The following is a 25,640-nucleotide window of genomic DNA, read 5'->3' as shown; positions in this document are numbered from 1 at the left end:
CCTTGGCACGATTGGTGCAAGATTCCATCGCCGTCGTCTGTGCAAAAGTTCCTGGCGGCCCTGCAGGTCATGTAAGGTCGCCATAACGTGATGCCGTCAATACCCCGTAATGCCGATAATATGGGGATAGTTTAACTCAACGAATACAGCGCCTTCGCATAGGTTGGCATCCGCTTCCCGGCAAACTGGAGCGGAACGTCCGTCCGAAAGTTCAAGATGCGGGGCAGAAGGAGCGACGGAAATGGCTGAGAGTGCCGAGAAGCTCGAGGATGCGATCGTCCGGTCGGCCGAACAGGTCTCCGGCCAGATCCGAGCGGCAAAGGATGCGATCTCCGGCGTCATCTTCGGCCAGGACCGCGTGGTGGAAAACACGCTGGTGACCATCCTGTCCGGCGGCCACGCGCTGCTGATCGGCGTCCCCGGCCTCGCCAAGACCAAGCTGGTCGAGACCTTGGGCGTGACGCTCGGCCTCGATGCGAAGCGCATCCAGTTCACGCCGGACCTGATGCCGTCGGACATTCTGGGCGCTGAGGTGCTGGACGAAAGCGCCGGCGGCAAGCGCTCGTTCCGCTTCATCGCCGGCCCGGTGTTTGCGCAACTCCTGATGGCCGACGAGATCAACCGCGCCAGCCCGCGCACGCAGTCGGCGCTGCTGCAAGCCATGCAGGAGCAGCACATCACGGTTGCAGGCGCCCGCCATGACCTGCCGAAGCCCTTCCATGTGCTCGCGACCCAGAATCCGCTGGAGCAGGAAGGAACCTATCCGCTTCCCGAGGCTCAGCTCGACCGCTTCCTGATGGAGATCGACGTCGACTATCCGGATCGCGATGCCGAGCGCCGCATCCTGTTCGAGACCACCGGCGCCGAGGAGAGTGCCGCCAAGGGCGCGATGACGGCCGATGCGTTGATCGCGGCCCAGCGCCTGGTGCGGCGGCTGCCGGTCGGCGATTCCGTGGTCGAGGCGATCCTGTCGCTGGTGCGCTCGGCGCGTCCCGGTCCCGAGGCCGGAGAGGCCGGCAAGCTGATCGCCTGGGGCCCCGGTCCCCGCGCCAGCCAGTCGCTGATGCTCGCGGTGCGCGCCCGCGCGCTGCTCGACGGCCGGCTCGCGCCCTCGATCGACGACGTGCTCGATCTCGCCGAGCCCGTGCTCAAGCACCGCATGGCGCTGACCTTCCCGGCGCGCGCCGAGGGACGCACCATTCCGGACGTGATCCGGCAATTGAAGAGCCGGATTGGCTGATGGCCGCAGCGACAGGGCACGCCGACAAGGAGATTCTCGCGATACGGCGTGCCGATGGCGAAAGCCGGACGCTGGCATCGTCGCTGCCGCGGCTGGTGTTGGAAGCCCGGCAGATTGCCGCCAACGTCATTCATGGCTTGCATGGAAGGCGCCGCGCCGGCTCCGGCGAAAGCTTCTGGCAGTACCGACGCTTCGTCTCCGGTGAGCCGTCGCAGCGCGTCGACTGGCGCCGCTCCGCGCGCGATGACCATCTCTATGTCCGCGAGCAGGAATGGGAGGCCGCGCACACGGTGTGGATCTGGCCGGACCGCTCGCCGTCGATGGCCTTCGCGTCGAAGGGCGCGCGCGACAGCAAGCTCGAGCGCGCGCTGATCGTGACCTTCGCCCTGGCCGAGCTGCTGGTGGCCGGCGGCGAACGCGTCGGCATTCCCGGCCTGATCAATCCGACCGGGAGCCGCAACGTGATCGACCGCATTGCGCAGGCGATGCTGCATGATGAGACGATCAGGCCGAGCCTACCGCCGTCCTTCGTCCCCTCGGCGCTCGCCGAGATCGTCGTGCTGTCGGATTTCTGGTCGCCGATCTCCGAGATCAGCACCATGCTGGCGGGCCTGTCCGCGTCCGGTGCACACGGCACGATGGTGCAGGTGGTGGATCCGGCCGAGGAGACCTTCCCCTATTCGGGCCGCGTCGAGTTCGTCGAGCCGGAAGGCGGCGAGGTGATCACGGCCGGCCGCGCCGAGAGCTGGGCGCAGGACTACGTCGCTCGCGTGGCGCTGCATCGCGACCAGATCCGCGCCGAGACCGGCAGGCTCGATTGGCTGTTCACAACCCACACCACCAGCCGCTCGGCCGCCGAGCTGCTGCTGTTCCTGCATGCCGGCATGACCACGGCCAAAGGTAGCGCGCGCGGCGGCGTCAAAGTGGGCGCTGGCCCCGGAGGGCTCGGCGCATGATGGGCCTGCCGCTGTCGTTCGCCGAACCGCTGCTGCTGACCGGTCTCGTCAGCCTGCCGGTGCTGTGGTGGCTGCTGCGGGTGATGCCGCCGCGGCCGCGCCGCATCGAGTTTCCGCCGACCCGGCTGTTGTTCGACATCACGCCCAAGGAAGAGACGCCGTCGCGCTCGCCGTGGTGGCTCACCCTGCTGCGGCTGGTGGCGGCGGCGCTGGTGATCTTCGCCGCAGCCGGCCCGATCTGGAATCCGCGCACCGAAGCCGTCGGCAGCAAGGCGCCGCTGGTGCTGCTGCTCGACGACAGCTGGAGCGCGGCCGCAAGCTGGGACACGCGCATCAGGGCCGCCGACGAGATCATCGCCAACGCCGATGCCGACCGCCGCGGCGTCGCGCTGCTGCCGCTGTCGGAGCCCGCGCGTGACCTCACCTTGATGCCGGCCGGTGCTGCGCGCGTCGCGCTGCGCCAGATCGCGCCCAAGGCCTACACGACCGAGCGCGCCGACGCGCTGCCGCAGCTCGATCGCTTCCTGAAAGCGACCGGCGATGCCGAGATCATGTGGTTCTCCGACGGCGTCGATCCCGGCCGCGGCAGCGAGTTCGTGGGGGGTCTCGCCAAGACGATCGGCGACCGCAGCCTGACCGTGTTCGAAGGCGGCACGCCCTCGCCGCTGGCGCTCGCCGGCGCCGAGAACGCGGCCGCCAAGATGACGGTGAAGGTGCTGCGGGCGGATCTCTCCGTTCCGGGCGGCATCGTGCGCGCGCTCGATGCCAAGGGCTCGCCGCTCGGCGAGGCACAGTTCAGCTTTGCCGCCGGCGCGCACGACGCCGAGGCGAGCTTCGACCTGCCGGTCGAGCTGCGCAACGACATCACCCGGCTCGAGATTGCGGGCGAGCGCTCGGCCGGCGCCGTGCAGTTGCTCGACAAGCGCTGGCGCCGCCGCGCCGTCGGCATCGTCTCCGGCGCCACCAGCGACACCGCGCAGCCGCTGCTCGCACCGACCTTCTATCTCACCCGCGCGCTGTCGCCGTTCGCCGATCTCAGGCTCGGCGATCGCGGCGCCCCGCAGCAGGTCATCACGCAGTTCCTCGACCAGAAGGTGCCGATGATCGTGATGGCCGACGTCGGCACGCTGTCGCCGGAGCTGCGCGACCGTCTCAACGGCTGGATCGAGAATGGCGGCGTGCTGGTGCGCTTCGCCGGCCCGCGCCTGGCGCAGGGCGACGACGACCTCGTGCCGGTGAAGCTGCGCCGCGGCGGCCGCACCCTGGGCGGCAGCCTGACATGGGAGAAGCCGCAGCACCTGGCCGCTTTCGCCGCCGACGGCCCGTTCGCCGGCATCACTGTCCCGAAGGACGTCACCGTCAACCGCCAGGTTCTCGCCGAGCCCGACGCCGTGCTGGCGACCAAGAGCTGGGCGTCTCTTGAGGACGGCACGCCGCTCGTCACCGGTGAGCATCGCGGCAAAGGCCTGATCGCGCTGTTCCACGTCAGCGCCGACATGCGCTGGTCCGATCTGCCGATGTCCGGCGCCATAGTCGAGATGCTCCGCCGCATCGTCGACATGTCCGGCTACACCTCGACGCCGGGCCCAGGTCCCGCGGGTGAGACCGCCAAGGCCACGCTGGCGCCGCTGCACATCCTCGACGGCTTCGGCGCCTTCGGACCGCCGCCTTCGACCGCCAAGCCGCTACCGGCTGATTTCAACGACCGGGCTTCGCTGGATCATCCGCCCGGATTCTATGGCCCAGCCGAGGGACCTACCGCAGTGAACACGCTCAGCCCCGCCGATCGCATTCTGCAGCTCGACACGGCAGCGCTGCGCGCCAACCGCGCCAGCTACACCACCGCCGAGCCGCGCGATCTCCGGGGCATCCTGCTGTCGACCGCACTGCTGCTGTTCCTGATCGACGCCGTCATTGTCGCCCTGCTCGGCGGCGTGCTGGCCGCGTTGGCAAGACGACGGCGTGCGGCCCCCGCGGCCATCGCGCTTGCGGTGCTGGCAACCGGCGCCCTGCTCGCGGTCGCGATGCCGGCGCCCGCACGCGCCGACGCCGCCAGCGATGATTTCGCGATGCGCGCAGTGTCACAGACGCGGCTTGCCTATGTCGTGACCGGCAATGCCGACGTCGATTCCATCGTCAAGGCCGGGCTGACCGGGCTGACCTTGTTCCTGGCGCAGCGGACCGCGCTTGAAGCCGGCGATCCCGTCGGCGTCGATCCCGCGCATGACGAGCTTGCCTTCTTCCCGCTGATCTACTGGCCGATCGTGCCGGGCGTGCCGAAGCCGCCGCAGGACGCGATCAACAAGATCGACGCCTACATGAAGCAGGGCGGCACGGTGATCTTCGATACCCGCGACGCCGTCGAGGCTCCTCCGGGCGAGAACGGCGCGCAGCAGACCCCGGGCATGCAGTCGCTGCGCGAGATCCTGTCGTCGCTCGATGTGCCCGAGCTCGAGCCGGTGCCGCGCGAGCACGTGCTGACCAAGACGTTCTACCTGCTGCGCGACTTCCCCGGCCGCTTCACCGCGGGCCAGACCTGGGTCGAGGCGCTGCCGAAAGATGAGGACGAGGACAGCGCCTCCCGTCCGGCGCGTGGCGGCGACGGTGTCTCACCGATCATCATCACCTCCAACGATCTCGCCGGCGCCTGGGCCATCCGCCCCGACGGCCAGGCCATGCTGCCGATGGTTCCGGGCGAGCCACGGCAGCGCGAATTCGCCTTCCGCGCCGGCGTCAACATCGTGATGTACACGCTGACCGGCAACTACAAGGCCGACCAGGTGCACGCGCCGGCGCTGATCGAACGGCTCGGGCAGTGACAATGCGCGTCGTCGCTCTCGATATCACAACAACAATGGTTGTCATGGCCGGGCTTGACCCGGCGATCCACGAGCAGCGACGCAGGCTGCGCGACGTGGATGCCCGGCACGAGGCCGGGCATGACGACAACTGCGAGTTTGCCTCATGAACTACGGCATCGCGTTCACACCTCTGGTTCCGCCGATCGTGCTGTGGCTTGCGATCGGCGCGATCGTCGTCATCGCCGCGCTCCTGTTGCTCGGCCGCTCGCGTTCGGCCTGGATCCGCGTCACCGCGCTGGCCTTGATCGCGCTCGCGCTGGCCAATCCGCAGTTCACGCGCGAGGACCGCGAGCCGCTGAGCTCGGTCGCCGCCGTCGTGGTCGACAAGAGCCCGAGCCAGAATTTCGGTGACCGCAACAAGCAGACCCAGGCGGCCCAGGAGTCGCTGGTCGACAGCTTGAAGAAGATCAAGGGCCTCGAGGTCCGCGTCGTCGATGCCGGCCAGGCCGACGGCGAGACCGACGGCACGCATCTTTTCAGCGCGCTGACCTCGGCGCTGTCGGACGTCCCCGTCGATCGGGTCGCGGGCGCCTTCATGATCACCGACGGCCGCGTTCACGACATTCCCGGCAACGTTGCCGCACTCGGCTTCCAGGCTCCGCTGCAGGCCCTGATCACGGGCCAGAAGTCCGAGCGCGACCGCCGCATCGCGATCACCGCCGCGCCGCGCTTCGGCATCGTCGGCCAGCCGCAGACCATCAGCTTCCGGCTCGACGACCAGGGCGTCAGCGGCGCCAGCGCGAAGGTCGTGATCCGCCGCGACGGCGAGGTCATCAGCGAGCGCACCTTGACCAGCGGCCAGGCCGCCAATGTCGACGTCGACGTCAAGCACGAAGGCCAGAACATCGTCGAGATCGAAGCCTCGCCGCTCGACAACGAGCTGACCCTCGTCAACAACCGCGCGGTGGTCTCGATCGATGGCGTCCGCGACAAGCTGCGCGTGCTCTTGGTGTCGGGCGAGCCGCATTCGGGCGAGCGGACCTGGCGCAACCTGTTGAAGTCGGACGCCAGCATCGATCTCGTCCACTTCACGATCCTGCGGCCGCCGGAGAAGCAGGACGGCACCCCGATCAACGAGCTGTCGCTGATCGCGTTTCCGACCCGTGAGCTGTTCCAGCAGAAGATCAACGAATTCCAGCTGATCATCTTCGACCGCTATGCCCGCCAGGGCGTGTTGCCGATCGCCTATTTCGACAACATCGCGCGCTATGTCAGGAATGGCGGCGCGGTGCTGGTCTCGGCCGGCCCGGACTACGCCTCCAACACCAGCATCTGGCGCACACCGCTCGACTCGGTGCTGCCCGCCGAACCGGTCGGCGTCACCGAGAAGCCGTTCTATGCGCATCTGTCTGACGCCGGCAAACGCCATCCGGTGACGCGCGGCCTCGAAGGCTCGGGCTCTGAGCCGCCGCACTGGAGCCGCTTCTTCCGCACCGTGGAGACGCGCAATGCGGTCAGTCCGCCGGTCATGACCGGCGCCGACGGCAAGCCGCTGCTGCTGCTGTCGCGCTTCGGCGCCGGCCGCGTCGCGCTGCTGCTGTCCGACCACATCTGGCTGTGGGCACGCGGCTACGAGGGCGGCGGACCGCATCTCGACCTGCTCCGGCGCATGTCGCACTGGCTGATGCAGCAGCCGGATCTCGACGAGGAAGCGCTGCGGCTGCAGATTCAAGGCAAGGATCTCGCCGTCATCCGGCAGACGATGGGCGACAGCGTCCCGCCGGTGACCGTGACCTCGCCGTCCGGCCAGACGCGTGAGCTCACTCTGAGCCAGGGCGATCCCGGCGAATGGCGCGCGACCCTTCCCGCCAACGAGCTCGGCCTGTGGCAGGCGACCGACGGCACCTTGAAGGCGCTGATCAATGTCGGCCCGACCAATCCCAAGGAATTCTCCGAGGTCACCTCGACCACCGAAACCCTGAAGCCGCTGGCACAGGCGACGGGCGGCGATGCCCGCCGCATCGGCGACGGCTCGGGCATCGACATGCCGCGCATCGTCCCGGTGAGGTCATCGACCTTGTTCAGCGGCGACGGCTGGATGGGCGTGCGCATGCGCGATGCCAGCGTGGTCAAGGGCGTCGGCGTGCTGCCGATGTTCGCCGGCGTGATCGGCCTCTTGCTGCTGCTCGGCGCGCTCGCCGCGACCTGGGTGCGCGAGGGACGCTGACACGAAGACACAAGCACGCACCACCGCGGCGCGCCACGTGGCGCGAAGGGCACAGCGACGGGGATTCCGACCACCGTTGCAGTGCACTGATTGACAGCTGTGAAGCTCCCTTGCGATGTTATATTGTAACAAAGGCTGAGCCTCTCAGCCGAACGGGGTGGCCTATTCATATGAGCCAGAGCTGGCGATGAGCTGGTTTCGCGCGAACATCAAGGATGTCTCGCGGCTCGCGCTGCTGGCGCTGGTGCTGCAATTCGCGCTCGCCTTCGGCCATGTGCATTGGCTCGCCGGACAAGCCCGGGACGGCGGTGGCATCTCCATCGCCGAGCGGCACACTGGTCCCTCTCCCGCTGACCAAGATCCCGATCAACAGCCGTCGCCGGATGGCTGTGCCATCTGCGCCGTCATGGCGATGGCGCAGTCGATCCTGCTGTCACCGGCGCCAGTTCTGACGCCTCCTGAAGCGGTCGCATTCCGTCTGCCCGATGCGATCACCGCCACTGTCGCGGCTGTCGTCGTCGACACCGCCTTCCAGCCGCGCGCTCCTCCCACCGCCTGATCTGAGCCGCTCGAAACGCTGCCCTGCGCGCGAGCGCACGGCGGCCGCGTGAAGGAATGGTCCGTCGCACGACGACGGCAGGCGCATCCCGCCGGCAACGAAAGACGTGGGACGCCTGATCAGGATCAGGAAGTGAAAGATGTTGTCGAGAGCCTTGATGTCGGGCTGCAGCGCCGCAGCCATGTTGTGCGTTTTGGGTGCGCCCGCGCGCGCTGACGATCCTGCGAAGCCGGCGGCCGAACTGCCCGAGGTCACAGTGACCGCACCGAGCCCGATCCGTGCCCGCAAGCCGGTGGTGCCGCGGCCCAATCCCACAGCGCGCGTGGCCCGGAGCGGCCCACGCACGCCGGCGCCCGCGCGCGAGGCACAGACCGCGCCGCCCCCGCCGCAGCAGGGCGTAACGCCCATCATCACCGACCAGTTCGCGACGGTCACCGTGGTGCCGAACGAGGAGCTCCGCCGCTCCGGCGCCGCCACGCTCGGCGACCTCCTCAATTCGAAACCCGGTATCACCGGATCGAGCTTCGCGCCGGGCGCATCGAGCCGGCCGATCATTCGCGGCCTCGACGTCAACCGTGTCGGCATCGTCGAGAACGGGCTCGGCGGCGGCGGCGCCTCGGATCTCGGCGAGGACCATTTCGTGCCGATCGATCCGCTCACCAGCGACCAGATCGAGGTGGTCCGCGGCCCCGCGGCGCTACGCTACGGCTCGACCTCGATCGGCGGCGTCGTCAGCGCCACCAACAACCGCATTCCGCAGGCTTTGCCGACCTGTTCGACCGCGCCGTTCCAGACCTATGGCCTGCCGGCGAGCGCTCCGGCCGCGGGCAGCGCGCCCTGCGTTACCGCGGAAACGCGCACCTCGTTCAGCTCGGTCGACCGCGGCGTCGAGGGCGGCGTGCTGCTCGATGCCGGCGGCGGCAATTTCGCGCTTCATGCCGATGCCTACGGCCGCAAGACCGGCGACTACTCCATTCCCGGCTATCCCTATCTGTTCGACCAGACCCGCCCGGTGAACGGCCGGCAACCGAACTCCGCCGCGCAGAACGATGGCGCCTCGATCGGCGGCAGCTACTTCTTCTCAGGCGGCTTCGTCGGCGCCGCGATCACGCAGACCGATGCGCTCTACCACATCCCCGGCATTGGCGGCGCCGACAGCCGGACCCGGATCGATGCGCACCAGACCAAGATCACCGCGAAGGGCGAGTATCGCCCGGACTCCGCGGCAATCGACGCGATCCGGTTCTGGGCCGGCGCGACAGACTATCGGCACAATGAGCTCGGCCTTGCAGCCGTCACCGACCCGACCACCGATGGCGTGCGCCAGACCTTCACCAATCGCGAGCAGGAAGCGCGCGTCGAAATGCAGATGATGCCCGTCAATCTGCGCTTCGCCACCCTGACGACCGCCTATGGCGTGCAGGCCGGGCACCAGGAGCTGAATGCGCCGAGCCCCGACAATCCCGGCTCGGTGTTCAACGGCCTGTTCGGCCCCAACACCAACAACCGCGTCGCCGGCTATGTCTTCAACGAGTTCGCCTTCTCGCCCTCGACCAAGGCGCAGGTCGCCGGCCGGATCGAGCACATCGCGCTGAACGGCTCCACGCCGAACTTCCCGGTCGACTATCTGCCGGACGGCACGCCGCAGGCCAACATCGCCCGAAATCCGTCATACACGCCGAAGAGCGCGAGCGTCGGCCTGTTGCAGAACCTGCCGGGCGATCTGGTGGCGAGCGTGACCGCGCAATATGTCGAGCGCGCGCCGAAGCCAGCCGAGCTGTTCTCGCGCGGCGGCCATGATGCGACCGCAACCTTCGACATCGGCAATCCGAACCTGACCATCGAAACCGCCAAGACCGTCGAGGCCGGGCTGCGCAAGGCCACCGGCCCGTTCCGCTTCGAAGCCACGGCCTACTACACGCAGTTCAGCAACTTCATCTATCGCCGGCTGACCGGCGTGATGTGCGGCGACGATTTTGCCTCCTGCGGCACCACCGGCACCGAGCTGAATCAGGCGGTCTACTCGCAGCGCAACGCGCTGTTCCGCGGCTTCGAGTTCCAGAGCCAGTTCAATGTTGCTCCGCTCGGCAGCGGCATCTGGGGCATCGAGAACCAGTTCGACGTCGTCCGCGCCACCTTCGCGGACGGCACCAACGTGCCGCGGATTCCGCCGATGCGCGTCGGCGGCGGCCTGTTCTGGCGCGATGCCAACTGGCTGACCCGCATCAACCTGCTGCACGCCTTCGCGCAGAACGACATCGCGCCGATCGCGGAGACTCCGACGCCGGGCTACAACCTGCTCAAGGCGGAGGTCAGCTACCGGACCAAACTCGATGCGAACATGTTCGGCGCGCGCGAGATGCTGGTCGGCCTCGTCGGCAACAATCTGCTCAACGAGAAGATCCGTAATTCCGTGTCCTACACCAAGGACGAGGTGCTGCTGCCCGGCATCGGCGTGCGGATCTTTGCCAACCTCAAATTCTGATTCGAGGAGGGCGCAGAACGCGACCAATCTGCGCCCCCTCCTTCGTCATTGCGAGGAGCGAAGCGACGAAGCAATCCAGAGTCGTGGGCGGAACTCTGGATTGCTTCGCTTCGCTCGCAATGACGGAGAGACCGAGATTACTTCGCGTAATCCCAATCGGGCCGGATCGCACCCTCGACGCCCTCGAACGCGCCCTCGATCAGTTCGTTCACCAGCAGCCGGTTGTAATCCACCGGTCCCGGCATGATCGCCCTGCCCTTCGGCACCGGCTTGAAGCCGACGCGCGCGTAGTAGGCCGCGTCACCCACCAGCAGTATCAAGCGGTGGCCCTGCGCCCGCGCGTCCACGACCGAGCGCTCCATCAGCATGCGGCCGATGCCGTGCTTGCGGAACGGCGGCTCGACCGTCAGCGGCCCGAGCATCAGCGCCTTGGTGTCGCCGACGCAGATCGGCAGTTGCCGCACCGAGCCGACCAGCAAAGTGCCGATATGGGCGGTGAACGACAGCGCGAGCAGATGATCGACATGCTCGCGCAAGCGGTAGGCGCTCAGCACGAAGCGGCCGGGGCCGAAGGTGCGCTCATGCAGCCGCTCGATCGCCTGCGCGTCGCCCGGCTTTTCGGCGGAGATCGTAATGGACAGGTCACTCATGTGGGGTGGCGAGATAGCATTCTGGAGCGGCGCGGTCCATGGCGGGCCGTCCACGTGTTGACAGCATTCGCCCGCCCCCGGGGGTCACTGATGCCAGTTTTCTGAGCATTCGCGCGGCGTGACCGAAGATTGTGCTAAGATGTCAAGTTTCCGGAGCCGCCCTCGCTTAACCTGCCCCAGCTCATGAGCGTTGTGGTCGCCATCGCGGCCGCTTGGACCGCTCTGACGCAGCACGAGCGGCAGGTCGAAGATGACGGGTGCGTTCCGGTCGCGCCATCGCGGCGAAACTCATGTGTTCGACGATCTCAAGACGCTGCTGGCCTGCGCCTCGCCGCGCCGCTCTGGCGATGAGCTGGCTGGCATAGCAGCCGACAGCGCCGCGCGGCGGGTGGCGGCGCGGATGGCGCTCGCCGACGTGCCGCTGCGGCGTTTCCTCGACGAGCCGCTGATTCCCTACGAGAGCGACGAGGTCACGCGCCTCATCCTCGACAGCCACGATGCCGCCGCATTCGCGCCCGTCGCGTCGCTGACCGTCGGAGAATTGCGCGAATGGCTGATGTCCTGGGAGGCGGATGCCAACCGGCTGGCCGCCCTCGCGCCGGGCCTGACGCCGGAGATGGTGGCCGCGGTCTCCAAGCTCTGCGGCAATGGCGATCTCGTCGCCGTCGCGGCCAAATGCCGGGTCGTGACCCGCTTCCGCTCCACCATCGGCCTGGAGGGGCGGCTGTCGTCGCGGCTGCAGCCGAATGATCCGACCGACGATCCCCAGGCGATCGCCGCAGGCACGCTCGATGGCTTGCTGTTCGGCATGGGCGATGCGGTGATCGGCATCAATCCCGCGACCGACAATGTCGAGGCCTGCATCCGCCTGCTCACGATGCTCGATGATCTCAGGCTCAAATTCGAGGTGCCGACGCAGTCCTGCGTGCTGAGCCACGTCACGACCTCGATCCGGGCGATCGAGAAAGGCGCGCCGCTCGACCTCGTCTTCCAGTCGATCGCCGGCACCGAGGCTGCCAATGCCGGCTTCGGCGTGACCCTGAAGCTGCTCGCCGAGGCGCAGGACGCAGCCTTGTCGCTGAAGCGCGGCACGGTCGGCAACAACGTCATGTATTTCGAGACCGGCCAGGGCGCGGCGCTGTCGGCCGACGCCCATCACGGCCTCGATCAGCAGACCGTCGAGGCCCGCGCCTATGCCGTCGCGCGCGTGTTTTCACCGCTGCTGGTCAACACCGTGGTCGGCTTCATCGGTCCCGAATATCTCTACGACGCGAAGGAGATCATCCGCGCCGGGCTGGAGGATCATTTCTGCGCCAAGCTGCTCGGCGTGCCCATGGGCTGCGATGTCTGCTACACCAACCACGCCGAGGCCGATCAGGACGACATGGACGATCTGGCGCTGCTGCTCGCGGCGGCCAACGTCAACTTCCTGATCGCCGTGCCGGGCGCCGACGACATCATGCTCAACTATCAGAGCCTGTCGCATCACGACGTGATGCGGCTGCGGCATCTGCTCGGCCGCCGCCCGGCGCCGGAGTTCGAGGCCTGGCTGGCGCGGATGGGCCTGCTCGACCAAAGCGGCCGCGTGCCGCCATTGCCGGGCAGCGCGCCTTCCGTAGTCCGGCTGATCGGCCAGGGAGCGCGGGCATGAGGGGCGATCCGTTCGACCTGCTGCGCCGGATGACGCGTGCCCGCGTCGCACTCGGGCGCGCCGGCGACGGGCTTCCGACGGCCGCGAAGCTGGAATTCCAGATGGCGCATGCGCTCGCGCGCGATGCCGTATGGAGCAAGGTCAATTTCGACGGCATCGCCGACGCGCTCGGGCCGCGGGAGGTGATCAAGGTCGCGAGTGCAGCACCGGACCGCGCCAGCTATCTGCGCCGGCCCGACCTCGGGCGCCGCCTCGCCGCGGAGGAAGCCGCCAGGCTGACATCCGGTCCGTACGATCTCGTCTTCATCATTGCCGACGGGCTGTCGGCGGCTGCCGTCGAAAGCCATGCCGCCACTGTCGTGATCGCCACCGAGGCGCGTCTGACGGGCCTGTCCATCGGCCCGATCGTGCTGGCTTCGCAGGCGCGCGTGGCGCTGGGTGACGATGTCGGCGCCGCGATGCGCGCACGGCTGGTGGCGGTCCTGATCGGCGAGCGTCCGGGTCTGTCCGCCGCGGACTCCCTTGGCGTGTATCTGACGCTGCACCCGGCGCCGGGCCTGCGCGACAGCGCCCGCAACTGCATTTCCAACATTCACGACCACGGGCTCTCGGCCGAGCGCGCCGCCGACAAGCTGGCCTGGCTGGTGCGCGAGGCGCTGCGGATCGGCGTCACCGGCATCGGCCTCAAGGAGGCGGCGCCGGATGCCGCGATCGAGACGACCACATCGTCATCCCAAATCACCCATCACAAGCAGACAGGAGCGACTGGACATGAGTGACGAGGCCAAACCGACCCTTTCGAAGAGCCTGACCGGACTCCATCTGTGGGGCATCGCGGTCGGGCTGGTGATCTCCGGCGAATATTTCGGCTGGAGCTACGGCTGGGACAAGGCCGGCACGCTCGGCTTCCTCGTCACCACGATCTTCATCGCGGTGATGTATACGACCTTCATCTTCTCCTTCACCGAGCTGACCACCGCGATCCCGCATGCCGGCGGACCGTTCGCCTATTCCTACCGTGCCTTCGGCCCGCTCGGCGGCTTCGTCGCCGGCTTCGCGACGCTGATCGAGTTCGTGTTCGCTCCGCCTGCCATCGCGCTCGCCATCGGCGCCTATCTCAACGTCCAGTTTCCGGCGCTGTCGCCCAAGACCGCCGCGCTCGGCGCCTATCTGGTGTTCATGGCCCTCAACATCGCCGGCGTATCGATCGCCGCGACGTTCGAGCTGTTCGTCACGGTCCTGGCGATTGCCGAACTCCTGGTGTTCATGGGCGTCGTGTCGCCCGGTTTCTCCTTCGCCAACTTCGCCGCCAACGGCTGGGCCGGTGAGAATTCGTTCTCGCTGACGAGCATCGGCGGCATCGTCGCGGCGATCCCGTTCGCAATCTGGTTCTTCCTGGCGATCGAAGGTGCGGCCATGGCCGCGGAGGAGACCAAGAATCCGACCAAGACGATTCCGCTCGCCTACATCGCCGGGATTCTGACGCTCGTCGTGCTCGCCTTCGGCACCATGATCATGGCCGGCGGCGTCGGCGACTGGTCGAAGCTCGCCAACATCAACGATCCGCTGCCGCAGGCGATGAAGATCGTGGTCGGCGAAAACTCCGGCTGGCTGCACATGCTGGTGTGGATCGGTCTGTTCGGACTGATCGCCTCGTTCCACGGCATCATCATGGGCTACTCGCGGCAGATCTTCGCGCTGTCGCGCGCCGGCTTCCTGCCGGCCAAGCTCGCCGCGCTGCACCCGACCTGCCGCACGCCGCATTGGGCGATCTTGGCCGGCGGCGTGATCGGCATCGCCGCGATCTACTCCGACGAGCTCATCCAGTTCGCCGGGCAGACGCTGACGGCGAACATCGTCACCATGAGCGTGTTCGGCGCGCTCGTGATGTACATCATGAGCATGGCCGCGCTGTTCCGCCTGCGCGCCACCGAGCCCAATCTCATCAGGCCGTTCAAGGCGCCGCTCTATCCCGTGCTTCCGGCCGTGGCGCTGGTGTGTGCGACGCTCTCGCTGCTCACGATGATTTGGTTCAACCTGCAGGTGTTCGCGGCCTTCGTGGTGCTGTTCGCCGCCGGTCTGCTGCTCTATCGTCTGACGGCCGGCAAGCGCGGCAACGCGGCGAGTGACAACCTGCTCGACATCGCCTTGACCGAGGCCCGCGCCATGGCCGACTGATCCGCCAGGACTCGCGAGATCCAGGATCAAGACAAGCCCTCCGCGTCCCTGCGCGGGGGCTTTATCGATAGCCCGCTTCGGCAGGCACGTGACTTGCATAACTACGAGGTGTCAACCGACGGCGTACGTCCTCAAAGGCGAGGATTTCATGGCACAGCCTCCCGCAGCCGAACACCAGCATCCGCGCGACCGCAGCCGGAACATTCTGGCCGCTGCTGCGACCGGTGTCGCCGATTTCATCGCCCTGACGGGAGGCCGCCCCGAGGCGGTGTTTGAACGGGTGGGCATCGATGCCGAATGCCTCGGCCAGACCCGCCGCGCGCTCGACCTCGCCGACTACGTCGCGATGATGGAAGATGCCGCGCAGGAGACCGGCAACGACAATTTCGGACTGTGGTTCGGCCAGCGCTACCAGCCGCAGATGCTCGGCCTGATCGGCGAGATCGCACTCGCGGCGCCGACGCTGGGCTCTGCGATCGAGCATCTTGCGCTGTGGTTTCCCTGGCATCAGCAGGCGACCGAAACCCGTCTCACGCGCCATGACGGTTTGCTCCGGCTGGAATACCGCATTCTCGACGGCTCGATCGTCGATCGCCGGCAGGACGCCGAATTGACCATGGGCATGTTCGCGAACGTCTTCCGCGCCTGCCTGCCATCGGGCTGGGCGCCCGACATGGTGCTGTTCGAACATGCCCGGCCGGCTGCCTGGCGCGATCATGAGGCAGCCTTCGATGCCGACGTCGGATGGTCGCAAGGCACCAATGCGCTGGTGTTTCGCGACCGCGGCCTGGACCGCGCCATGCCCCAGGCCAATCTGTCGCGCCTGCAGCGGCTGACGACCGATCTCGCCGGTGTCGCCGGCTCCTGCGGCACGCCCGCGTTCCTCGATCTGGTCCGTGGCGAAATCCGGCGGCGGTTGTCGGCCGGCGCGCTTCATCTCGAGGAGGTCGCCGAGGCGCTGTCGACCACGTCGTGGACGTTGCAGCGCCGGCTTGCCGAGTTCGGCGCCACCTTCTCCGACCTCGTCGAGGTGACGCGGCTCGACCTCGCCCGCCACTATCTGCGCCAAGCGCATCTGCCGCTCGGGGACGTGGCCTTCCTGCTCGGCTACTCCGAAGCCTCAGCCTTCTCCCGCGCGTTCTCGCGCTGGATCGGCTGCAGTCCCCGGCAGTGGCGCCAACGGTCATTGCAGGCGACCGTTCGCAGCTAGCGACTCGCCGCCGGCATCAATCGGCCGGCATCGTCTTCTCGACCAGCCGCACCCAATAGGACGCGCCGTGGCCGAGGATGTTGTCATTGAATCGATAGGCCGGATGGTGGCAGTCCTTGCCGTCGCCCATGCCGAGGAAGACGAAGGCGCCGGGGCGGGCCTGCAGCATGAAGGCGAAATCCTCGGCCCCCATCAGCGGCGGCGCATTGTCGACCACCCGCTCCGCGCCGACAACGTCGCGAGCGACGTCAGCGGCGACGCCGGTCTCGCGCGCATGGTTCATCGTGATCGGGTAGAGCCGCGTGTATTTCGTCGCCGCCTCACCGCCATAGGTGCGGGCGATGCCGTCGGCGACCTCGGCAATGCGGCGCTCCACCAGGTCCTGCACCTCGGGATCGAGCGTGCGCACGGTGCCCTTCAATTCGACGGTCTCCGGAATGACGTTCATCGCCTTGCCGGCCTCGACGACGCAGATCGAGATGACCGCCGACTTGATCGGATCGACGTTGCGCGACACGATCGACTGCAGCGCCGTGATGATGTGCGCGGCGATCAGCACGCTGTCGACCGCCTTGTGGACGCCGGCGCCGGCATGACCGCCCTTGCCGCGGACGGTGATCTCGAGCTGGTCCGATGATGCCAGCATCGGACCCGGCCGCAGCGCGAACACGCCTTCGGGCACGCCCGGCGCATTGTGCAGACCGTAGACCTCCTGGATGCCCCAGCGGGTCATCAATCCATCGTCCACCATCGCCTTGCCGCCGGCGCCGCCCTCCTCGGCGGGTTGGAAGATCACGATCGCGGTGCCGTCGAAATTGCGCGTGTCGGCGAGATGCTTGGCGGCACCCAACAGCATCGCGGTATGGCCGTCATGGCCGCAGGCATGCATCAGGCCCGGCGTCTTCGACGCATAGGGCACGCCCGAGGCTTCCTCGATCGGCAGCGCGTCCATGTCGGCGCGCAGGCCGATGGTGCGACCTGAACTGGTCCGACGGCCGCGGATGACACCGACCACGCCGGTGCGCCCAATGCCCGTCACCACCTCGTCACAACCGAATTCGCGCAAGCGCTCGGCGACGATGCCGGCGGTGCGGTGCACCTCGTACATCAACTCCGGATGTTCATGGAAATCATGGCGCCAGGCGGCCATGTCGTCGGCGAGCGCGGCGATGCTGTTGAGGATGGGCATGGAGGCGGTGTTCTCGTTCAGGACATTGACGCCCGAACCATGACCGGAACGGCGGACGGACACAAGCTTTCGCCTGCATCAGCCCTCGATCGGGGCGTGTGACAGGTAGGCCAGCAGCTTCATCTCGCGGCGGCCGCGGGTGACGGTGTCGAGCACCAGGCCCGACGAGGCCGACAGCAGCGCCATGATCATCAGGCCCATCGACAACACGGCGGTCGGCAGCCGCGGCACCAGTCCGGTCTCGATATAGGTGACGAAGATCGGAATCGCGAAGCCGATCGAGACCAGCGCGAGGAAGATGCCGATCGCGCTGAAGAAGCGCAGCGGCTTTTCCGAACGATAGAGCTTCAGGATCGTGCCGAGGATGCGGAAGCCGTCGCGCCAGGTGTTGAGCTTGGAGACGGACCCTTCGGGCCGCGCGTAGTATGGCGTTGCGAGCTCGGCGACCGGCAGCGCCAGCTCCAGCGCATGCACGGTCAGCTCGGTCTCGATCTCGAAGCCGTCGGAGAGCACCGGGAAGGATTTGACGAAACGGCGCGAGAATACGCGGTAGCCGGACAGGATGTCCTTGAAGGCCTGGCCGAACACCTCGGCGAGGAAGCTCGTCAGCATCCAGTTGCCGGTGCGATGGCCCATGCGGTAGGCGGCCTGCTCCTGGTCGACGCGCAGACCCACCACCATGTCGAGCCGCTCGCTCACGAGACGCGCAACCATGCCGGGCGCGCTCGGCGCGTCATAGGTCGCGTCACCATCGACCAGCACGTAGATGTCAGCATCGACATCGGCGAACATGCGCCGGACGACGTGACCCTTGCCCTGGCGCCGCTCAGAGCGCACCTCGGCGCCGGCCGCGCGCGCGACCTCGATGGTGCGGTCCTTGGAATTGTTGTCGTAGACGTAGACGGTGGCCGTCGGCAGCGCCTGCTTGAAATCGCGGACCACGGTGGCGACCGCGGCCTCCTCATTGTAGCAGGGCACCAGCACGGCGATCCGCATCGAAGGTGATATCATCGACCCCTCTCCCACGGGACGGGAGACTGCCCTCATTCGGTGCAGAAATTCATAATGATCCGGCGGCAACGTGCTGTTCCGGCCGCCAAGTGGGAATGATCTTAACGCCGTCTAGCACCTCGCGCAGGCGGGACAGCGTGCCGAGCGTGGTTCCCTCCGGCAGCGCGTCGCGGGCGAAGAAGCCGGTCTCCACGATCTCGAGGTTCGGCTCCGGCGGCCGGTCCTGCGTGAACCTTTTGATAACGAAGACGGCGACGTGGTCGCGCGGCGAGACGTGGCCGTTGAGGAAGATGCCGTGCAGCTCCGGCTCGCCTTCCAGCGCGATCCGGCCCTCCTCGAACAGCTCCCGCGTCAGCGCCTCGATGAACGTCTCGCCGACCTCGACGCCGCCGCCCGGCAGGTGCCAACCCGAGACATAGCCGTGCCGGACCAGGAACACGCGGTTCTCGGCATCCAGCACCACGCCGCGGACGCCGAGCGTCATGCCGCGGGCGAAGCGCCAATAGAGGTGGAAGCCGCGCCGGAGCGCGGGCTCGAGCCGGATCCGCAGCCGGCTCAGATATGTCGTCATCGCTGTCGTCGTCCTGGTTGTTCTTGCGCTCGCTGGCAGGGCTTGTCATGAGAGCCGGGCACCACGAGGGATAGCACGAGATGACATCTGGGCGCGCTTGCATCCGCCATCGGCACCGAGGGGCATAATGGCTGCCTTCACGCTCGCCCATCTGTCCGACCCGCATCTCGCGCCACAGCACAAGCCGCGCCTGTCGGAGCTCGCCGGCAAGCGCGCGCTCGGCTATCTCAACTGGACGCGCAATCGCTACAAATACCATCGCCGCGACATCCTCGATCTGCTGATCTCCGACCTGCACACGCAGATGCCGGACCAGATCGCCGTCACCGGCGATCTGGTCAATTTCGCGCTGGAATCCGAATTTCCCATCGCCCAGGCCTGGCTCCGGACCGTGGGGCCGCCGGACAGGGTCACCGCGATTCCCGGCAATCACGACGCCTATGTGCGCTCGACGCGGCTGCGCTTCGCCGAGAGCTTTGCCGACTATTTCGGCGGCGATGCCGAGGGACCGGCCACGTTTCCGTCGCTGCGCCGGCGCGGGCCGCTCGCGCTGATCAGCCTGTCCTCTGCCGTGCCTTCGGCGCCGTTCATGGCGACGGGACGGCTCGGCCGCGCACAGCTCGCTGCGCTGGAGCAGATGCTCGAATCGCTGGCGCACGAGCAGCTGTTCCGCGTGCTGCTGGTGCATCATCCGCTGCGCTCGGCCCACCGGATGAAGCGGCTGACCGACGCGAAGAAGCTGATCGCGCTGCTCGCCCGCCACGGCGTCGAGTTGATCCTGCACGGCCACGACCACGTGCATTCGACGCTCTGGATCGACGGCCCGGAGCGCAAGATCCCGGTCGTCGGCGTGCCCTCGGCCTCCTCGATCGCGCATGGCCACTATCCGGCCGCGGCCTACAACATGTTTGCCATCAGCAGCGACGGCAATCACTGGCGCTGCGACATGACCGTGCGCGCGGTCAACGAGGCGCTGCGCGTGCGCGAGATCCGCGAGGTCCGCCTGCTTTGAGTCGCAGCCTGGCCGTCAGATCTGCTGCAGGCTCGCATAGAATGCGACCCCGAACAGCGACAGCGCGCCGAGCACGAAGCCGAGCACGAACGGCCAGATCCCACCGCGCCGGCGCGGCGCCTCGGCGATCGTCCTCGACTGAGCCCGCGCGACGCTGAAGGCGCGCTCGCGCTCGACCATGCGGCGGGCGACGTAGTCGGTGACGGCTTTCACGATCGCAGCGATGTCGTGCGACTCGGCGAGCACGATGCGGCCGTTGCGGGTGTCCTGCACAAAGCGGTACTGCCGCTTGTCGCGTCCCATCACGACATGGGCGACGACGTCGATCCACAGCCGCGGCGTCTCACCCTGGCTGATGCCGCGATCGAACAGATCGAGCTGACCCGGGATCTCCGCGAACAGCGGGTCGAGCGCATCGTTGAGGATCTCCAGCCGCGCCACCTCGGCGTCGCGCAGGTCGACCACCACGCCTGTTCGGTCTGCGGCCTCGATCCGGGCCTGGCGCAGCGCTTCGCGCAGGCGCACGGGGCGGGAGTCTGTGCTGCTATCGGCGGCCTCGGACATCGCTCACGCTTTCACGGTTCGGCCCTGGTTTCGCCAGGTTCCCACCGTGTTAACCTAGCAGTAACCCAGTATTCTGCAATCCCCTTTCATCTTCAATGGGTTATAAGCACGCCGTCGTAACCACAAACGGACGTGGGCGGCCCCCTCCGGAATGACCCGGCTGAGACCGCCCCGTCCTTGGGCTCTTCCTCGAGCTTATTCAAATACCCGGCAATGCATTCCTTATCGGCGGTCAGGCCGCCGGAGCGCGCTGCGGCTCCTCGACGATCGAGAAGCGGACGCCAGCCTTGTGGCGGTTCTCCTCAGACACCTCGCGCCAGCAATCCTCGGCTTCCTTGCGCGACTTGAACGGACCCTTCACCTGGGCCGAGCCTTCCACCAGCTTGTGGAAATTCATCGAGCCGAACTCGCCGCCGATCACCCAGAAATTGCTGCTCATGAGACTCTCCTTGAACCGTCACAACTTTGACAGTGCATTGCGAATTGCGTGACAGGAGATAAACGCGAATCCGGCTGTTTCGTATAGAGCCCTTGTTTTCGAATGGTGATGTCATGTAACATCATCACTTGTCATAAATGTCATTTTGTAAAATTTGTCACAATCCAGGGCTGGCTACCCCCAAGGAGATCAAGATGCCCGGCGAATCCGGAAAGAAGCTGTTCGTCGGCCCGCGCTTCCGGCGCATCCGCCAGCAATTGGGGCTGTCGCAGACCCAGCTCGCCGAGGGCCTCGGCATCTCGCCGAGCTATGTCAACCTGATCGAGCGCAACCAGCGCCCGGTCTCTGCCCAGATCCTGCTGCGGCTGGCCGAAACCTACGACCTCGACCTGCGCGACCTCGCCAGCGCCGACGAGGACCGCTTCTTCGCCGAGCTCAACGAGATCTTCTCCGATCCGCTTTTCCGCCAGATCGAGCTGCCCAAGCAGGAGCTGCGCGATCTCGCCGAGCTCTGCCCCGGCGTCACCCACGCGCTGCAGCGGCTGTACGCGGCCTACACCGAGGCGCGCCGCGGCGAGACGCTGGTGGCGGCGCAGATGGCCGACCGCAACGAGGGCGCCCGTTTCGAGGCCAACCCGATCGAGCGGGTGCGCGACCTGATCGAAGCCAACCGCAACTATTTCGCCGAGCTCGAGCAGCAGGCCGAAAGCCTGCGCGACGCGCTCGACGTGCCGGCCGAAGGGCTCTATGCGGCGCTCGCCGCCCGTCTGCGCGAAAAGCATTCGGTGCAGACGCGGGTCATGCCGGTCGACGTCATGCGCGAGACCTTGCGCCGTTACGACCGCCATCGCCGCCAGCTCCTGATCTCCGAACTGGTCGACGGGCCCGGACGCACCTTCCAGCTCGCGGTGCAGCTCGGCATGGCCGAATGCCTGCCGCAGTTCGAACTCATCATCGGCCGCGCCGGCGCCATCGACGACACCGCGCGCCGGCTCTACCGCATGACGCTCGCGAGCTACTTCGCCGCCGCCGTCATGATGCCCTATGCGCCGTTCCTCACTGCTGCGGAGGCGCTGAGCTACGACATCAACGTGCTGGCGCAGCGCTTCAACACCGGCTTCGAACAGGTCTGCCACCGCCTCACGACCCTGTCGCGCCCGAACGCCCGCGGCATCCCGTTCTTCATGCTGCGCGTCGACAATGCCGGCAACGTCTCCAAGCGCTTCTCGTCGGGTACCTTCCCGTTCTCCAAGTTCGGCGGCACCTGCCCGCTGTGGAACGTGCATTCGACCTTCGACACGCCCGACCGCCTCCTCAAGCAGATCATCGAGCTGCCCGATGGTTCGCGCTATTTCTCGATCGCCCAGATGGTCCGCCGCCCGGTCGCGCCGCATCCGCTGCCGCAGCCACGCTTCGCCATTGGCCTCGGCTGCGAGATCAGGCATGCGTCGCGCCTCGTCTACGCCGCCGGCATGGATCTGGAGAAAACCGAGGGCACTCCGATCGGCGTCAACTGCCGGCTCTGCGAACGCGAAAACTGCGCCCAGCGCGCCGAGCCGCCGATCACGCGCACGCTGATCCTGGATGAGACGACGCGGCGCGTCAGCTCGTTCGCGTTCAGCAATGCAAGGGAGCTGTAGAGCCAACGCTCTCCTCCGCGTCATTCCGGGGCTTGCGCGAGCCGCGCCCCGGAATGACACCGAGTTTGCAGCTCCTCTCTCTGCGTCATTGCGAGCGAAGCGAAGCAATCCAGAGTCGCGCGCTGAGCCCTGGATTGCTTCGGCGCAAGGGCGCCTCGCAATGACGTGGAGAGACATACGATCACCTTCTCGCGGCGCATCGGCGCCCGAGCTTTGCTGTTCGTTTGCCCCCTTGAATACAGAGGGCGCAGGGAAGACCGGGAGCTCGCCGCCCCCATGGCCCCCGTGCGAAAGAAATGCACGGGGCAGGAACCACAGGTTCGGCTGGGACATCCCGGCCTTCCCTGCGCGATGGCTTTACGGCTTACTCCGTGCTCTCCCCAGGGACCGGCTGTCTTGCCCCTGTCATCAGCGCCATCGTCGGCGCGAACTGGATCTCAGCACCGGGAGATCAGGACCACACGGCTTGATCGTGCGCATCAAACCGTTCGTCGGCACGATCGCTCGCGCTGCGGTTCGATACGCCCATCGCATCCCGCACCCCACGTTCGTGACGACCGCGATACGCCCCTCAGATCGAGGCGGGACGAGCGGAGTGAACATCAAATTCTGAAAAATGGAAACAAGAATATTTTTGCCGATGGGACTGGACACGAGTGATCCAGCTGAACTGGCTGACGAAATCAGTCCATCGGCGCACATAGAATTGACAGCTCGACAGGCCATGAGAGGAGAGCGCGCGCCGCGAATCCAACAAAACTGAGCGGCCGATTTGCCCGACGGGCGGGCGGGGATTTTCGCCGTCGCTGCGTCGCAACGACCGCAACAAACTCGGCCCCTGATCTCGCCATATCCTGCGATCGGGCAATGAAGACGTGATCCCGATAGGGGGAGACCAGATCGCGATCGAGCTGAACGTGATCAAGAACTCGGCATCGATAACGTCTCCAGCTCCTCGATGCCGATGGGAGGCTTGCTTCGCCACGCCATGATGAAAGCGCGCTTGGCCAAGCCGTCCTGAACACGAGCGATCTGCATCCGCTCTCTGGCAATCCGCGCCCGCAGCAGGGGATCGCGAGTTCCGGAGGCGGCGAGGCATTTGTTGATCACCCAACCGAACGGCTCGATGCCGGCGCGCCGCAGGTCCTCCTGGAGAGCGGCGGCCTCCGAAACGGGCGTCGTTTCCGGCAGGGTCACCAGGATGATCTGCGTGTAGGTGGAATCCTGCAACCGCATCAGCGGCGTGATCACCCGGCCGGCACCGCCCGGCTCCAATTGGCTCGTCAACTGGCGATGATAGGCCCCGGTCGCATCGAGTAGGAGCAGGGTATGACCGGTCGGCGCCGTATCGAGCACCACAAAGGCGCTCCGAGCCTCCGCAACCACGTGCGAGAAGGCATGGAAAACGGCGACTTCCTCCGTGCAGGGCGAAGCCAGGTCCTCAAGCAGGAGCGCCTTGCCCTGCTCATCCAGGTCGCGGCCGCGGCTCGCTAGTATTTTCGCGACATAGCGCTCCGTCTCGCGCCGAGGATCGATCCGGTCCACCGTCAGCCCTGGGCTCGCGGCGTCAACGACATCCGTGACGTGGGCCGCTGGATCGGTCGTGCTGAGGTGGACGGCATGCCCGCGCCTCGCGAGGCCGACAGCGATGGCAGCCGCAATCGTCGTCTTCCCGACGCCGCCCTTACCCATGACCATGATGAGGCCGCGATTGCGGTGAGCGATGTCATCGACCAGACGGTCGAGTCCCTGCACGTCAACCGGCACTCCAACTTGTTCGCCAGTCGACGTCTCAAGCCGTGGACCGGACGACGACAACACTGCCCTGAGCGCCGCGAGACCCACAATGTCGAACCCAACCAGTGGGATTTCGTCCCGCGGCAGCTTACGCAGCGAGTCCGGCATCGAGGCGAGAGCCTCATCCTGATCCCGCTCGAGTGAACTTGCGACCGCGTCAGTAGGGTCAGTGGCGTGAAAGCGTCCGTTCACGGCGAGCGTCTGATTGGTGAGATTGAGCCCATCAAGTTCGCTCGACGTTCGCGCCGCCTCCCGGATTGCGCTCCGGTCGGCGCGGGTCACCAGGACCACGGTCGTCCGCCTCGGATCGCTCAGCGCCTGAAGCGCTTGTCGAAAACGATCCTCCTGCATCTTCAAACCGGAATGCGGGCCGAGGCAGGAGGCGCCGCGGCTGTTGTCCTTCAGAAAACCGGTCCAAGCCTTCGGCAGGCTCAGGAGCCGCAGGGTGTGGCCGGTCGGGGCCGTATCGAAGATGATATGGTCGTAACCCGCTCTGTCTCCGTCGAGCAATCCGACGAACTCGTCGAATGCGGCAATCTCGGTGGTGCATGCGCCGGAAAGCTGCTCGCGTATGGTCGATCTCTCCTGATCCGTCACCGTGGGCTCGAGCTGTTCAAGCACGCGAGCTCGGTAGCTCTCGGCTGCGGTCTCAGGGTCGATATTCATCGCGAAGAGCCCTGCCGCGTTCGGCACCGGCACTGGACTGTCAGTTAGTTCAACTTCCAACATCTCGTTGAGGTTCGACGCAGGATCGGTGCTGACCAGAAGGACACGCAACCCACGGTCCGCGAGACTGATGGCGGTCGCACAAGCGAGCGACGTCTTGCCCACACCGCCCTTGCCAGTGAAAAAGAGAAATGGCGTCGGAGCGTTCAGCGCACGCAATCGAAGCATTCAAATCCCTTCCAAGTGATTGTGTGCGACATTGCCGACCCGGGAGCCAATACGATTTTTGTCGCCGACGTTCGTTCGATCCTGTGCATAACCCTGGAATGCCCGACTGACTTTGACGTCCTTTCGGGTGACCAGTCATCCTCCCCGCCTGGATCGGCTGCTGCAGACCAATCGACTGGTAGAGCCTCGGCCGGATTCCTTAATTGCGATAAGTCAACAATCGTGCCGCGGAGCGCAACAGTCGTCGGCATTGCGGCAGCTGCTGTCTGCGATTCCACGACGTGGAAGACCGGCGGCCCGGCCCCGGATGCAGCCCCAAGCCTTCCAGCGTGAGCCACGAGAAGCGAAATTGCCGTGGCTGGCGAGCAGGTCGAATGTTCACGTCTCGGCTCCAAGTTTGTCACGCAGGTCCGTCGCTCACGTTGCGTTCAGAACGGCGCGCCCATGATCTGCACGCGCCGGCGGGATCGCCGGTGGCGCGTTCAGCAGGAAGGGACTCCAAAGCAGCCCCCTCTCGTTGACTTCCGATGGAACCCGACGCCTTCAGAAATGTTGCTCCGCAGTTC

At 66.7% G+C, this 25,640-nt stretch carries 20 protein-coding genes; 13 read left to right on the top strand and 7 right to left on the bottom strand.

Annotation, left to right across the window (positions count from 1 at the left end; genetic code table 11):
* Positions 1-241: 241 nt before the first annotated feature.
* The 7 genes from ACQR1E_RS15290 to ACQR1E_RS15260 all read left to right on the top strand — a co-directional run bounded on the left by ACQR1E_RS15290 (position 242) and on the right by ACQR1E_RS15260 (position 10,268).
* The gene (locus tag ACQR1E_RS15290; RefSeq protein WP_315717298.1) at positions 242-1,240 is read left to right on the top strand and encodes an AAA family ATPase; all 999 of its coding nucleotides are present in this window, start codon (positions 242-244) and stop codon (positions 1,238-1,240) included.
* On the top strand, positions 1,240-2,196 hold the full coding sequence (locus tag ACQR1E_RS15285) for a DUF58 domain-containing protein (RefSeq protein ID WP_316167439.1): 957 nt from the start codon (positions 1,240-1,242) through the stop codon (positions 2,194-2,196). The genes ACQR1E_RS15290 and ACQR1E_RS15285 overlap by 1 nt, the downstream gene beginning before the upstream one ends.
* On the top strand, positions 2,193-5,015 hold the full coding sequence (locus tag ACQR1E_RS15280) for a DUF4159 domain-containing protein (RefSeq protein ID WP_316203206.1): 2,823 nt from the start codon (positions 2,193-2,195) through the stop codon (positions 5,013-5,015). Before ACQR1E_RS15285 ends, ACQR1E_RS15280 begins: the two co-directional genes overlap by 4 nt.
* 2 nt (positions 5,016-5,017) lie before the next feature.
* Positions 5,018-5,164, top strand: coding sequence for a hypothetical protein (locus tag ACQR1E_RS15275; RefSeq protein ID WP_434897241.1), 147 nt, complete (start codon positions 5,018-5,020; stop codon positions 5,162-5,164).
* Complete coding sequence (locus ACQR1E_RS15270; RefSeq protein ID WP_316183793.1) at positions 5,161-7,224, top strand: hypothetical protein; 2,064 nt, start codon at positions 5,161-5,163, stop codon at positions 7,222-7,224. The genes ACQR1E_RS15275 and ACQR1E_RS15270 overlap by 4 nt, the downstream gene beginning before the upstream one ends.
* Positions 7,225-7,411: 187 nt before the next feature.
* Positions 7,412-7,783 (top strand): DUF2946 family protein, encoded by a 372-nt coding sequence (locus ACQR1E_RS15265; protein ID WP_315750388.1) that lies wholly within the window; start codon positions 7,412-7,414, stop codon positions 7,781-7,783.
* A gap of 157 nt (positions 7,784-7,940) precedes the next feature.
* On the top strand, positions 7,941-10,268 hold the full coding sequence (locus ACQR1E_RS15260; protein ID WP_434897256.1) for a TonB-dependent receptor domain-containing protein: 2,328 nt from the start codon (positions 7,941-7,943) through the stop codon (positions 10,266-10,268).
* A gap of 137 nt (positions 10,269-10,405) precedes the next feature.
* Here the strand turns inward: ACQR1E_RS15260 and ACQR1E_RS15255 are convergent, their stop codons facing one another.
* Positions 10,406-10,918: a GNAT family N-acetyltransferase gene (locus ACQR1E_RS15255; protein WP_315717304.1), complete on the bottom strand. Its 513-nt coding sequence runs from the start codon at positions 10,916-10,918 to the stop codon at positions 10,406-10,408.
* A 250-nt stretch (positions 10,919-11,168) separates the two neighbouring features.
* On the opposite strand from ACQR1E_RS15255, the gene ACQR1E_RS15250 reads away from it, so the two are divergent.
* The 4 genes from ACQR1E_RS15250 (at position 11,169) to qhpR (ending at position 15,957) form a co-directional block, all read left to right on the top strand.
* The gene (locus ACQR1E_RS15250) at positions 11,169-12,569 is read left to right on the top strand and encodes an ethanolamine ammonia-lyase subunit EutB (protein WP_315717305.1); all 1,401 of its coding nucleotides are present in this window, start codon (positions 11,169-11,171) and stop codon (positions 12,567-12,569) included.
* Positions 12,566-13,348, top strand: a complete 783-nt coding sequence (eutC, locus tag ACQR1E_RS15245; RefSeq protein WP_434897240.1) for an ethanolamine ammonia-lyase subunit EutC — start codon at positions 12,566-12,568, stop codon at positions 13,346-13,348. Before ACQR1E_RS15250 ends, eutC begins: the two co-directional genes overlap by 4 nt.
* A complete protein-coding gene (eat, locus tag ACQR1E_RS15240; protein WP_316171616.1) occupies positions 13,341-14,747 on the top strand; it encodes an ethanolamine permease in 1,407 nt (468 codons plus the stop codon). Before eutC ends, eat begins: the two co-directional genes overlap by 8 nt.
* Before the next feature lie 148 nt (positions 14,748-14,895).
* The gene (gene qhpR, locus ACQR1E_RS15235) at positions 14,896-15,957 is read left to right on the top strand and encodes an AraC-like transcriptional regulator QhpR (protein WP_434897239.1); all 1,062 of its coding nucleotides are present in this window, start codon (positions 14,896-14,898) and stop codon (positions 15,955-15,957) included.
* A gap of 16 nt (positions 15,958-15,973) precedes the next feature.
* Here the strand turns inward: qhpR and ACQR1E_RS15230 are convergent, their stop codons facing one another.
* The 3 genes from ACQR1E_RS15230 to ACQR1E_RS15220 form a co-directional block, all read right to left on the bottom strand.
* Positions 15,974-17,146, bottom strand: a complete 1,173-nt coding sequence (locus ACQR1E_RS15230; RefSeq protein WP_434897238.1) for a M20 aminoacylase family protein — start codon at positions 17,144-17,146, stop codon at positions 15,974-15,976.
* Positions 17,147-17,224: 78 nt separating this feature from the next.
* Positions 17,225-18,157 (bottom strand): glycosyltransferase family 2 protein, encoded by a 933-nt coding sequence (locus ACQR1E_RS15225; protein ID WP_315717311.1) that lies wholly within the window; start codon positions 18,155-18,157, stop codon positions 17,225-17,227.
* 49 nt (positions 18,158-18,206) lie between these two features.
* Positions 18,207-18,728 carry an NUDIX domain-containing protein gene (locus ACQR1E_RS15220; RefSeq protein WP_315717312.1) on the bottom strand — a complete coding sequence of 174 codons (522 nt, stop codon included), beginning with the start codon at positions 18,726-18,728 and terminating at the stop codon, positions 18,207-18,209.
* Between the two features lie 127 nt (positions 18,729-18,855).
* On the opposite strand from ACQR1E_RS15220, the gene ACQR1E_RS15215 reads away from it, so the two are divergent.
* A complete protein-coding gene (locus tag ACQR1E_RS15215; protein WP_316193432.1) occupies positions 18,856-19,740 on the top strand; it encodes a metallophosphoesterase family protein in 885 nt (294 codons plus the stop codon).
* A gap of 15 nt (positions 19,741-19,755) precedes the next feature.
* Here ACQR1E_RS15215 and ACQR1E_RS15210 read toward each other — a convergent pair whose 3' ends face one another.
* Positions 19,756-20,304, bottom strand: a complete 549-nt coding sequence (locus ACQR1E_RS15210; RefSeq protein ID WP_434897237.1) for a hypothetical protein — start codon at positions 20,302-20,304, stop codon at positions 19,756-19,758.
* A 232-nt stretch (positions 20,305-20,536) separates the two neighbouring features.
* Positions 20,537-20,743, bottom strand: coding sequence for a DUF4170 domain-containing protein (locus tag ACQR1E_RS15205; RefSeq protein WP_315717315.1), 207 nt, complete (start codon positions 20,741-20,743; stop codon positions 20,537-20,539).
* A gap of 194 nt (positions 20,744-20,937) precedes the next feature.
* Between ACQR1E_RS15205 and ACQR1E_RS15200 the strand changes: the two genes are divergently transcribed.
* The gene (locus tag ACQR1E_RS15200; protein ID WP_315717316.1) at positions 20,938-22,383 is read left to right on the top strand and encodes a helix-turn-helix domain-containing protein; all 1,446 of its coding nucleotides are present in this window, start codon (positions 20,938-20,940) and stop codon (positions 22,381-22,383) included.
* 921 nt (positions 22,384-23,304) lie between these two features.
* Here ACQR1E_RS15200 and arsA read toward each other — a convergent pair.
* The gene (gene arsA, locus ACQR1E_RS15195; RefSeq protein WP_434897236.1) at positions 23,305-25,074 is read right to left on the bottom strand and encodes an arsenical pump-driving ATPase; all 1,770 of its coding nucleotides are present in this window, start codon (positions 25,072-25,074) and stop codon (positions 23,305-23,307) included.
* Positions 25,075-25,640 lie beyond the last annotated feature (566 nt).

This window comes from Bradyrhizobium sp. HKCCYLRH1030, from assembly GCF_051168395.1.
Lineage (GTDB): Bacteria > Pseudomonadota > Alphaproteobacteria > Rhizobiales > Xanthobacteraceae > Bradyrhizobium.
Note: the sequence above shows the minus strand (reverse complement) of the source record. Positions and strands in the feature narration are given on the sequence as shown.